The sequence below is a fragment of the Bacillus massiliigorillae genome (genome assembly GCF_000380245.2).
Taxonomy (GTDB): Bacteria; Bacillota; Bacilli; order Bacillales; family DSM-1321; genus Bacillus_AD; species Bacillus_AD massiliigorillae.
On the sequence record NZ_HG428741.1, the window covers coordinates 2,145,037 to 2,157,532 of the forward strand.

At 35.0% G+C, this 12,496-nt stretch carries 9 protein-coding genes; all 9 read right to left on the minus strand.

Annotation, left to right across the window (positions count from 1 at the left end):
• Positions 1–10: 10 nt before the first annotated feature.
• Positions 11–1,651 carry an AMP-binding protein gene (locus TX86_RS09935; protein WP_042348476.1) on the minus strand — a complete coding sequence of 547 codons (1,641 nt, stop codon included), beginning with the start codon at positions 1,649–1,651 and terminating at the stop codon, positions 11–13.
• An 84-nt stretch (positions 1,652–1,735) separates the two neighbouring features.
• A complete protein-coding gene (locus TX86_RS09940) occupies positions 1,736–2,878 on the minus strand; it encodes an acyl-CoA dehydrogenase family protein (protein WP_042348478.1) in 1,143 nt (380 codons plus the stop codon).
• Between the two features lie 80 nt (positions 2,879–2,958).
• Entirely contained in the window at positions 2,959–3,549 is a 591-nt protein-coding gene (locus TX86_RS09945) for a TetR/AcrR family transcriptional regulator (RefSeq protein WP_042348480.1), read from the minus strand.
• A 322-nt stretch (positions 3,550–3,871) separates the two neighbouring features.
• The gene (locus TX86_RS09950) at positions 3,872–4,348 is read right to left on the minus strand and encodes a staygreen family protein (protein ID WP_042348482.1); all 477 of its coding nucleotides are present in this window, start codon (positions 4,346–4,348) and stop codon (positions 3,872–3,874) included.
• 69 nt (positions 4,349–4,417) lie between these two features.
• Positions 4,418–5,158 carry a YybI family spore inner coat protein gene (locus tag TX86_RS09955; RefSeq protein WP_052343622.1) on the minus strand — a complete coding sequence of 247 codons (741 nt, stop codon included), beginning with the start codon at positions 5,156–5,158 and terminating at the stop codon, positions 4,418–4,420.
• A gap of 218 nt (positions 5,159–5,376) precedes the next feature.
• A complete protein-coding gene (locus TX86_RS09960; RefSeq protein WP_042348483.1) occupies positions 5,377–6,819 on the minus strand; it encodes an alanine/glycine:cation symporter family protein in 1,443 nt (480 codons plus the stop codon).
• Between the two features lie 330 nt (positions 6,820–7,149).
• Positions 7,150–9,576 (minus strand): DNA topoisomerase IV subunit A, encoded by a 2,427-nt coding sequence (gene parC, locus TX86_RS09965; RefSeq protein ID WP_042348485.1) that lies wholly within the window; start codon positions 9,574–9,576, stop codon positions 7,150–7,152.
• 3 nt (positions 9,577–9,579) lie between these two features.
• Positions 9,580–11,556, minus strand: coding sequence for a DNA topoisomerase IV subunit B (gene parE, locus TX86_RS09970; protein WP_042348486.1), 1,977 nt, complete (start codon positions 11,554–11,556; stop codon positions 9,580–9,582).
• Between the two features lie 296 nt (positions 11,557–11,852).
• Positions 11,853–12,266, minus strand: a complete 414-nt coding sequence (locus TX86_RS09975) for a CoA-binding protein (protein WP_042348487.1) — start codon at positions 12,264–12,266, stop codon at positions 11,853–11,855.
• Between the last annotated feature and the right edge of the window lie 230 nt (positions 12,267–12,496).

Genomic DNA, 12,496 nt, shown 5'->3' on the forward strand with positions numbered 1-12,496 from the left:
CATCTCTCCTTTATCTCAAACTTAATAATTGCTCTGATTGCTCTCGAAGCTTATATTTCTGTATTTTTCCTGAGCCTGTCATCGGATATTGATCAGTGAACGCTATATATCGAGGAATTTTATGATGCGAGATTTTTCCTCGACAATATTCTCTTATTTCTTCCTCAGTTGCGCTTTCTCCTTCTTTTAGAATAATCCACCCCATTACCTCTTCACCATATTTTGCATCTGGGACACCAACAACTTGAATATCCAAAATTTTCGGATGGCTGTATAAGAACTCTTCTATTTCACGTGGATAAATATTTTCACCACCACGAATAATCATATCTTTTAATCTACCTGTTATTTTGACATAACCATTCTCATCCATGACTGCTAAATCACCGGTGCGCAACCAACCTTCTGAATCAAGCACTTCTTTCGTAGCTTCCTCATTTTTATAGTAGCCTTTCATCACTTGATATCCTCTTGTACAAAGCTCTCCTTGCATACCAGGTGCGACTTCTAGATTATTGGTTGGATCAATAATTTTAACTTCAACATTTGGTAATGCACGTCCAACTGATGATACTCGAAGATCAATAGGATCGTCTGTACGAGTTTGTGTAATAACAGGAGAACTTTCAGTTTGGCCATATGCAATCGTTATTTCTTTAGCACCCATCTTGTCTACAACAGCTTTCATTACCTCAATAGGACAATTCGACCCTGCCATTACACCTGTTCGTAATGAGGATAAATCATATTGACTAAAGTCATCAAGATTAAGTTCAGTAATAAACATCGTAGGTACACCATGCAATACTGTACATTTCTCATTCTGTACTGTTTCTAGTACTTTTCTTGGATCGAATTCCTGGATTGGAACCATCGTTGCACCTACCGTCACACAAGCCATTGTACCAATGACACAACCAAAGCAATGGAAAAACGGCACAGGAATACACATAATATCTTCATTTGTTAGCTTCATACAAGCGGCAATATTTCTAGCATTGTTTACTAGATTATTGTGTGTAAGCATAACCCCTTTTGGAAATCCAGTTGTACCAGATGTATACTGCATATTAATAACATCCTCAGGATGAAGCGCTTCCATTCTTTCTTTTAAAGCGACATCCGATACCGCTGCACTCTTCTCTAACAAATCATTCCATGAATATGTACCTGGATATCTCTTATCACCAAGCACAATAATATTCTTCAAAAATGGTAATTTCTCCGATTGTAATTGACCTGGCTCAGAGTTTTTCAGCTCAGGCACTATGCTATACAATGTCTCCATATAAGAATGAGTTTTAAAAGCATCTATCAAAACTAAAGTTGTACTATCAGACTGTCGTAGTAAATATTCCAATTCTTGAGATTGATAGTTTGTATTGGCGGTTACTAATACAGCACCCATTTTCCCTGTTGAAAATTGTGAAATGACCCATTCTGGTGTATTAGTAGCCCAAATAGCTACATGCTCCCCTTTAGCAATTCCTAAAGCCATAAATCCTTTTGCTGCTTGTTCACAAACTTCGTTAAATTGCTTATACGTATAGCGTAAATTTCGATCATGATACACCACTGCTTCTCTCTCAGGTTGTTTTTCTGCCAATTCTTGAAGTAACTGTCCAACTGTAACGTTCATAATAGTTGACATTATTGTTCCTCCCCACGTTTTTCACAACGCATGACATTTTTCCTGTATTATTTTTTGAGTAAGAAACATGATGAATATTGAATCCTAACAACCGATTTGTCTTGCAATAACAAGTCTTTGAATTTCGGAAGTTCCTTCGCCAATCTCTAGTAGTTTACTATCTCTTAAGAAGCGCTCTACTTCATATTCTCTCATATAACCATAGCCACCATGGATTTGAATTGCTTGATTACAAGTACGGAATGCCATTTCAGATGCATATAACTTTGCAAAAGCTGATTCTTTCGCAAATGGTTTACCTTGATCCTTTAACCAGGCTGCTTTGTACACCATGTTACGAGCCAACTCTATTTCCATTGCCATATCCGCTAATTTAAATTGAATTGCTTGGAATGAAGAAATTGGTTTACCAAATTGCTTACGTTCCTTTGCATACGCTAATGCTTTTTCATACGCGCCTTGAGCAAGACCTACCGCTAAAGCTGCGATAGAAATACGTCCTCCATCTAATGTATATAGGAATTGTTTAAATCCTTTCCTACTATCACCTAAAATGTTTTCTTTCGGCACTCGAACATTTTCCAGCACGATTTGTGAAGTATTTGAAGCACGTACACCCATTTTTTCGTATGGACTCGTAATTGTCATTCCAGGTGTCCCAGCTGGAACAATTATCGCTGAAATAATATTCTTGCCACGTTCATCTTTGCCGGTTACCGCTGTCACTGTAATAGTTTTTGCATAGCTTGCATTAGTAATCCAGCACTTCTCACCATTAATGACATATTCATCACCAACAAGTTCGGCTTTCGTTTGTGTACCACCTGCATCAGAACCGGCATTTGGTTCAGTTAAACCAAAAGAAGCCAACCCTTCGCCTTTAGCAAGTGGAACTAAATACTGTTCTTTTTGTTCTTCCGTTCCAAAATAATAAATTGGACTCGAACCAAGGGAAACTGCTGCAGCATAACTTAAACCTGTTCCGCCGCATACTTTACCAATTTCTTCAACAGCGATTGCATAAGCAATTGTACCAGCACCAGAACCACCATATTTCTCAGGAAATGGAATTCCGAGAAGTCCAAGTTCTCCAATACGTTTGAAAAGATGCTCTGAAAATTTCGATTCACGATCTAATTCAATTGCTAACGGTTTAATTTCTTTCTCGGCAAAATCACTTACCATTTCTTTAATCATCTTTTGTTCTTTAGTTAATGAAAAATCCATTTCTGCTCCTCCTTATTTGCAGACCGACTAATCGGTCTGTATTGAGCAAACGTAATTTCTCATGTTGAATGTTGTGATAGTCAACAATGATAGGCTTCATAAGCAGGATTACGTTTAGCTTCTTCAGTCCAAATAGCATGAAAAATAATATCACAAAAATAACAAGTGATTTCTTCTATTGTTTTTTCACCATCCGCTTTATACCATTTATATGTCCAATTAATCATCCCGATAATGGACATACCGGTAATCGAAACAGATAACTCTTTTCGAAATTCTCCGAAATCAATACCTTCTTGAATTACTTCCAGAATAATGTCTCGATAACGATCACGTTTTTGATCAATACTTTCTAGATGATGTGGTAATAAATACTTACTTTCTTGATAGAATACTGTAATGTGTGGTTTGTAGAGGTCAAATGCTTTAACAAATGATTGAATAATATTATGTAGTTTGTCTGTAGGGCTGGAATATGTCTTGATTGTTTCATTTGCTTTCAATAATACATAAGAAATAAAATAATCATGAATCACATAAAGAAGTTCGTCTTTCGACTTAAAATGATGATAAAATCCACCTTTTGAAGTACCGCTCTGTTCAACAATTTCATGGACAGTTACGCCATGATATCCATACTCATCAAATAATTTTAACGATGTTTCAATTATTTTATCTTTAAGTTCCGATGCTTTTCACCACTTTCATTTTTTTACATATAAGTCAAAAAATATAACTCATAAATAAATATTAACAAATAATTCATGTTTGTCAAACTGAAAAATAAGAAAAACAGTCACCGGTCTTTATTGATTAATTTTAAGCTTCTTGATTTACTCCTAATCAAAAAAGAGCTATGCGTAATAAGACGAGCTGTTCTTGAAAACCCGCCCTAGGTTTTCAAAACAGGTTGGCTTATTTCCGAGCATAGCAGGTGTAAGATTAGACATCATACAAATTTTTTATACATTCTTATCTTTTTGTCAATCGGCTTTATACAGCCGATTGACAAAAAGAATTACTAACATAAGATCGGGGTGTTCCATAATTAATAACTTGATTATATTGTGGTAATATACTTTCAAAATGAATATAAATGGGGAAATCCAAAAACCATGGAAAATGTTCAAAAAAGCTTCGATCACTATTTACTATTGCTTGAAGCGCTGTTTCCATTTCTTTTTTGAAAATTAAATATCGTACTTGTGCAGTATTAGCATCATATTCTCCACCTGATACATACGCTTTTCCAATTAAAGCAAATTGACCATGATGCGGAACCCACTCTGCTAACACTTCATCCCTCATAGCTGTAAGCGAGCATGTATCGAATGAGTAACCAATTGTTACAAACAAATTGCCTGTTCTATCATCATGAGTCATAGTGTATTTTCTCTCTGCAACAGGCGCAGTAGAAGTAGCTGGTGGAAGTATGAAAGTAGATAATTTATCAACGTCAAACACTGTCATCGTATGATACCCCTTTTCTAAAGTAATATATACTTTATACTATGACAACAGCCCATAATGGTGAATATTCTACGATTTTTTCAACACATTTTTAAAACTCGATTTATACAGCTGCCACTTACCGGATTGATTAATCCATACTGTTGTGATTTCGCCAAGTACATCCTCTTTAAAAGCACCACTTACTCTCTGAACCCCCATGAGCCCGTATCCTTTAATCGTATAAGTTGATTTTAAACTTACATAGGGGCTCACTATTAATTCCATTGGTTCATTCAATTTACCATTATGATACAAGCCTAGTTTTTCATATATGTTTTTTCGACTTGTTACGTCCATCCGATATGTTTTATTTTGCACCTTTAATTCTGCCTGATATTGATCTTGAAATTGACTCATTACATCCATCGGCAGTGGCACTTGTAAATTTACTTTTTGATGATTTTTAAATGAATAAATATAACTATTCAATTTTGAACTTTCTAAGGTAGAGCGCAAAGTAATCATGACATCTTTTACACCATCATGGTTAAAATCTACGAAGCGCATATTTGGTTTAATACCATCATCTAATGGAATTTTAATCGTTTTTCCATTTGCACCATTAATTAATTGTAAATATACATCTTGTAATTCCGTTTTTTCCTCTGAATTAATCTTTCCTTTTATTAAAATTGTTTCTTTAATTTTATCACCGGTAACATCTTGTTTCTGCTCTTCTTCATACCATACTCTAGCATGTGCTACTTGATTAAGATTCGTTATAAATAAAATAAATGTACAAAATAACCCTATAAGAAAATATTTCATTACATTTTCCACCTCCACATTCATCTCCAATAATTTGCCCATTTTTACAATTATTATGAAATGTATTTTGGTCGAAATTTATTTTTAAAAAGTGAAAAAAGCCGCATACTCAATTTGAGTAAATGCGACTTTTCATATGGATTTATTATTCATTATTACTTTATGTCATATAATAAAGTAATGGTTTAATTGAGGGGGTTAATCAAAGAATGGACGAATTATTTAGATCCAACTTTTCTTTCCAAGTATTCAACATCTGAAGAATCATTTACAGCTTCTTCATGCCAATATTCAATACCTGAAGGATCATCTAAACAATCACGATGAAATACAGGATCTTTCCCTTGTTTACGTTGTTCTCGATAATCTTGTAATGCCTTAACTGCCACTTTATATAGCAATGCAATGGCCACTAAGTTAATTAATGCCATGATGCCCATAAAGATATCTGCAAGTGTCCAAACCATAGTAAGGTTTGCTACACTGCCCCACATAACCATTCCAAGAACAGCTACACGATAAACATTTAATGCAATTTTATTATCTTTGATAAATTCAATATTCGTTTCACCATAATAATAGTTACCAATAATTGAACTGAATGCAAATAGGAAAATCGCTATAGAAATAAATGAGGATGCCCATGGACCAATATGTTCCGCAAGAGCCATTTGTGTTAAATTAATACCTTCTGCTCCACTAGTGTATGCGCCTGAAAGCAAAATAATAAATGCTGTAGCACTACAAATTAAAAGTGTATCGGTAAAAACACCTAATGTTTGAATTAATCCTTGTTTTACAGGGTGAGTTACTGCTGCTGTTGCGGCTGCATTTGGTGCACTACCCATACCAGCTTCATTAGAGAATAAGCCTCGTTTTACACCATAAAGAATAGCGGCACCCATTCCACCACCAACTGCTTGTTCTAATCCAAATGCATTAGAAACAATTAATTTAAATACAGCTGGAATCTGAGTGAAATTCGTCACAACAACAAAAATAGCTAGTAGAAGATAAGCAATAGCCATAACTGGTACAACTACTTGTACGACATGGGCAATACGCTTAATTCCACCAAAGATGATTAGAGCCGTTAGAGCGGCTAGTGCAATCCCAATTACAGATGGGCTAATATTAAAAGAATCACTGAATGCCATTGAAATTGTATTACTTTGAACTGAATTGAATACTAAACCAAAACAGAATGTAATGATTACAGCAAAAACAATTCCTAGCTTACGATTTTTTAATCCTCGCTCCATATAGTAAGCAGGTCCACCGCGATAGCCATCACGATCTTTTACTTTATAAACTTGTGCTAAAGTACTTTCAATAAAACTTGATGCTCCTCCTAGAAAAGCGATTAGCCACATCCAAAAGATTGCTCCAGGTCCACCAAATGTAATAGCTGTTGCTACCCCAGCAAGATTCCCAGTTCCTACACGAGAAGCCGTACTAATACAAAAAGCTTGGAAAGAAGAAATCCCCTTTTTTCCAGCGACGATAGTTGCTCGATCTGTTAATAGACGAAACATCTCCCCAAAGTATCTGAATTGTACAAAATTTGTTTTTATTGAGAAAAACAATCCCAAGGATAATAGTACTGCAATTAAAATATACGTCCAAATTACATCATTAATACTGTTTAAGAAATCTAACAAATTGTGTCCTCCCTTTTTGAATTTTCTAAAATAAACTATTCTAAAATAATTTATGTACTTTAATAATTTATCATTAAAATGTCAGGTTAATCAAGCTTTATATATAAAAACCATTAACTGTTAATTTTTACTGCATTGTAAATTACTAACCAAATAATGAAAATTATAGTAATAAAGCAATACCCTAAGTCAATTTCACTTTCTTAGTTTGCTTCAAAAAGTCCGCTTCTATGAAGGCTCAAATATTAACGAAATACCCTTCTCTAACCAATATAAAAAAAGGTGAGTGAAAAAGTATAACCACTTTTCACTCACCCAACATAGCAAATACTATTCGGTTATTTTCTGTAACCAAAGCTTTTCTATATTACCACTTTCACCTATATCTATTACAAAAGAACCATTAGAATAGCGATCCGAATAACTCAATGAAGTAACCATCACTTCTTCGACTTGAGCACGGTCCGTTAATAAAATCACAGCATCTGTTTCTTCACAAACTGCCATACCAACAAGTCTATGCGGGTTATTCTTCAATTCTCGAAGCATAATCAATCCACGCTTCGCTCTACTCATTTTTTCAAATTCTTTCAGCTTCATTTTTTTCATTGCTCCTCGTTGAGTAGCAACAACAACAACTTCTTCATCTGGTTTACTAATAATAGCACCATTAATTACTTCGTCTTCATCTTTCAGACTTATACCTTTAACACCAGCAGCTCTAATACCCACAATATTTACTTCTTCTTCATGGAACCATAAACTATATCCTAATTTTGTGGCCAAGAAAACATCCTTTGAGCCATCTGTAACAAAAACAGATAATAATTCATCATCGCCTTTGAGATTTACAGCCACAAGAGGTTTAGAATAACGCTGTGCATGATATAAAGCTAATTCCGTTTTCTTCACCATACCATTCTTCGTAATAAACAATAAGTAATCTTTAGTATTAAAGTCTTTAACAGTAATAGCTTTAATAATGTTTTCATCACGATCAGTAGGAACTATACTCGCTATATGCTGACCAAGTTCCTTCCAACGAATATCTGGTAATTGGTGTACAGGACAGAATATATAATTACCCTTATTCGTAAATAGCAATAAGTTATTTGTTGTATTTACTTCTTCTTGATATAGAAGTAGGTCACTTTCTTTCATACCAAAGTCTTGTCCACCAGAAGCAGCATAAGAACGAGGAGATGTACGCTTTACATAACCTTCTTTTGTTACTGTAACAATTACATCTTCACTAGCAACAAGCACCTCCAAATTGATTTTAATCTCTTCGATTTGATGTTCAATTTTTGTAAGACGCTCATCATTATATTGCTTCTTGACAGCTTTAAGCTCTTTTTTAATAACTGACATTAGCTTCTTTTCGCTTTCTAAAATCGAAACTAACTCAGCAATTTTCTTTTGCAGTTCATCTTGTTCCGCTTGAAGTGCAGTTATGTCTGTATTCGTTAAACGATATAGCTGTAATGAAACAATTGCTTCTGCTTGTGCTTCTGAGAAGGCAAATTTCGCAATTAAATTGTTTTTTGCATCACGTTTATCTAGAGAAGCTCGAATGGTAGCGATTACTTCATCCAAGATGGATAATGCTTTCATTAAACCTTCGACAATATGCTCTCTATCACGAGCTTTTTGCAGTTCATATTTCGAACGATTCGTTACTACCTCTTTACGATGCTCAATATAAGCATCTAACATTGGACGAATTCCCATTAGTGTTGGTCGCTTATTATAAATCGCAACCATATTAAAATTATATGGTACTTGTAAATCCGTATTTTTATATAAATAATGCAGCACACCTTGAGGATCAGCATCTTTCTTAAGTTCAATTACAATACGTAGTCCTGTACGGTCTGTTTCATCACGAACTTCTGAAATACCTTCGACTTTACGATCAATTCGAAGTTCATCAATCTTCTTAACAAGATTCGCTTTATTTACTTCATATGGAATTTCCGTAATGACAATTTGTTGCTTACCACCACGAACTGTTTCGATATCCGCTTTACCACGGATAATAATTTTACCTTTGCCCGTTTCATAAGCTTTCTTAATACCTTCGACACCTTGAATGATGCCTCCAGTTGGAAAATCAGGCCCCTTGATTACTGTCATTAACTCATCAACAGTACATTCTGGATTATCGATGCGCATCAATGCTGCATCAATTACTTCGCCAAGTTGATGAGGCGGTATTTCTGTAGCATAACCAGCCGAAATACCAGTAGAACCATTTACTAATAACGCTGGAAATAGAGCTGGAAGTACAACTGGCTCTTCCGCTGTATCATCGAAATTTGGTACAAAATCTACCGTTCTTTTTTCGATATCTTTTAAAAGTTCACTAGCAATAGGTGCTAGCCTCGCCTCCGTATAACGCATAGCAGCTGGTGGATCACCATCAATACTACCGTTATTTCCATGCATCTCTATTAATACTTTTCTTAGCTTCCAATCTTGACTCATACGAACCATTGCATCATATACAGATGAATCACCATGAGGATGGTAATTACCAATTACATTACCAACCGTTTTCGCAGACTTACGGAATGGTTTTTCACTTGTATTTCCTTCTGTATGCATTGCAAAAAGAATACGGCGCTGTACAGGCTTTAAGCCATCTCTTACATCAGGAAGCGCACGATCTTGAATTATATATTTACTATAACGTCCAAAGCGGTCACCTATTACTTCTTCAAGAGGTAGGTCGCGATATTTTTCTACTGATGACAATTCCTACACCTCTTCCTCTGTAATAATCATATTTGTGTTATCTAATATATTGGTGTCTTCTTCTAAGCCGAAAGCGACATGTGTTTCAATCCATTTTCTTCGTGGCTCAACTTTATCACCCATTAATGTTGTTACTCGACGTTCAGCTCTAGCTGCATCATCAATTAATACACGTATAAACGTACGCGATTCAGGATTCATCGTTGTCTCCCAAAGTTGGTCAGCATTCATTTCTCCAAGACCTTTATAACGTTGAATGATATATCCTTTACCAACTTTTTTAATGACATGTTGCAATTCATCATCATTCCAAGCATATTCGATAACTGCTTTCTTACCAGTACCTCTACTCACTTTATATAACGGTGGTAAAGCGATATATACTTTTCCTGCTTCAATTAATGGTCTCATATAACGATAAAAGAACGTTAAAAGAAGTACTTGAATATGTGCACCATCTGTATCAGCATCGGTCATAATGACAACTTTATCGTAGTTAATATCATCTATATTAAATTCAGGACCAACACCGCCACCAATTGCATGGATGATTGTGTTAATTTCTTCATTTTTAAAGATATCAGCAAGCTTTGCTTTTTCCGTATTGATAACTTTACCACGTAATGGAAGAATCGCTTGAAAACGTCTGTCTCGACCTTGTTTAGCTGAACCACCTGCTGAATCTCCTTCGACAAGATATAGTTCATTTTTCTGCGGATTACGAGATTGAGCAGGAGTTAGCTTACCTGATAGGATTGTTTCACCTTTTTTTCTCTTCTTTCCACTTCTCGCTTCTTCACGTGCTTTACGAGCCGCTTCACGAGCCTGAAATGCCTTTAACGATTTCTTAATAAGAAGATTAGCTGTTTCTGGATTTTCATGTAGGAAGTATGCTAAGTGCTCTGCAATAACACTATCTACACTTTGTCTAGCAATACTTGTACCCAATTTCCCTTTCGTTTGCCCTTCAAACTGTAACAGTTCTTCAGGAATTCTAACAGAAAGGATCGCAGCTAACCCTTCACGAATATCGGTACCTTCTAAATTTTTATCTTTTTCCTTTAGAAGCCCATTTTTTCGTGCAAAATCGTTAAAAACACGAGTCATCGCTGTTTTTGCTCCTACTTCGTGTGTTCCACCGTCTTTTGTACGAACATTATTAACAAAGCTTAAAATATTTTCTGAGAAACCGTCGTTAAATTGAAAAGCAAAATCAATTTCAATGCCATTTTGTTGTCCCTCAATTGTAACAACGTCATGTAAGGAATCTTTTTCTTCATTCAAATATTCAACAAAGGCCTTTAAACCATTCTCATAAAAGAACACTTCTTTTTGATCATTACGCTCGTCAATTAACTCTATTTTCATCCCTTTTAGAAGAAATGCTGATTCTCTTAAACGTTCTGATAACGTTTCATAATTAAAAATCGTCGTTGAGAAAATTTCCGGATCTGGCTTAAAATGAATGGTCGTTCCAGTACCATTCGTCTTACCTTTCTTCTCTAATGTCGTCTCTGGTTTTCCACCATGACTAAAACGTTGTTCATATATAAAACCATCTCTTTTAATGGTAACTACAAGCCATTCAGACAAAGCATTTACGACAGAGGCACCAACACCGTGTAAACCACCACTTGTTTTATATCCTCCTTGTCCAAACTTACCGCCCGCATGAAGAATCGTTAAAATAACCTCTGGTGTAGGTTTACCCATTTTATGCATTCCAGTTGGCATCCCACGACCTTTATCAGCCACGCTAACGCTTTGATCTTTATGCAATTTAATTGTTATTTGATTTCCATGCCCAGCTAATGCTTCATCAACTGAGTTATCCACTATTTCATATACTAGATGATGAAGTCCTCTTGCATCCGTGCTTCCGATATACATACCAGGTCTTTTTCTTACTGCTTCAAGACCTTCCAACACTTGGATAGCATTTTCATCATAATTTACTTGGTTTTGATTTTTTGCTGCCACTGAAATTCTCCTTCCACAAGCAAACCCTATTTTATCTATACTTGCTTGAAAGTTTAACTATTATGTACTGCGCTATTATAACATAAACCGAACAATCGTTCGAAAATAAGAAGATATATGTAAAATGCTCAAAACTTATTGTAACGTTAAAATTCATTTTCGCATATAACGTTTTAGCTTATTCATTTGTTGCACATAATTAATTCACAAGTGATAGTAACATAAAAAACAACTATATACTCAAGTTTTTTGCAAGAGCATAGAAAAAGGAGCAAATATGCTCCATTCCTCCTAAGTCATTTAGTTAAGGCATGCTCAACTTTAATACAACGGTTCATGATAACAGTATAGCCCTGATTTTTCAAATCATGATACACATCTTCATCAATTACATCTAGTTGTGTCCAAAAAACATCGGCATCGATTTGTTCGAATTCCTTCGCATGCTGAGCTACAGCATCGCTTCGTCGAAAAATGTTCACAATATCGATATGTCCTTCAATGTCAAGTAAAGATGCATACGCTTTTACTCCAAAAACCTCACTAACACTTGGGTTCACTGGAATTATTTCATAACCACAATCCATCATTGCCTTAGACACACTATAAGACGTACGATTTGGATTATCAGATAACCCTACTACAGCGATACGTTTCGCTTTTTTTAAAATTACTCCCATATCACTCCGGGAAAGATCATTAAATGGCATCTCTTTTTCCTCTTTTCATAATCCTCAATGGATGTTTTTTATACAACTCAGCAAAAACCTCTATGTAGTGTTCAAATTACTTAAAATTTCAAAATATAATCTTCATTTTACACCTTTTTGTATTAAGAACACGTAATATGCATTTAAAACAACTACCTGATATATACACTTTTTTCTTAATTCTATCTAGGAAATCTATTTCCCTTTCTAAACAGCTAAAATTATTTTCA

Excerpts from the sequence above, each read along its gene's own strand:
- TX86_RS09950 (WP_042348482.1), bottom strand. The coding sequence starts at position 4,348 with ATGACAGTGTTTGACGTTGATAAATTATCTACTTTCATACTTCCACCA.
- TX86_RS09940 (WP_042348478.1), bottom strand. The coding sequence starts at position 2,878 with ATGGATTTTTCATTAACTAAAGAACAAAAGATGATTAAAGAAATGGTA.
- TX86_RS09955 (WP_052343622.1), bottom strand. The coding sequence starts at position 5,158 with ATGAAATATTTTCTTATAGGGTTATTTTGTACATTTATTTTATTTATA.
- TX86_RS09975 (WP_042348487.1), bottom strand. The coding sequence starts at position 12,266 with ATGCCATTTAATGATCTTTCCCGGAGTGATATGGGAGTAATTTTAAAA.
- TX86_RS09935 (WP_042348476.1), bottom strand. The coding sequence starts at position 1,651 with ATGTCAACTATTATGAACGTTACAGTTGGACAGTTACTTCAAGAATTG.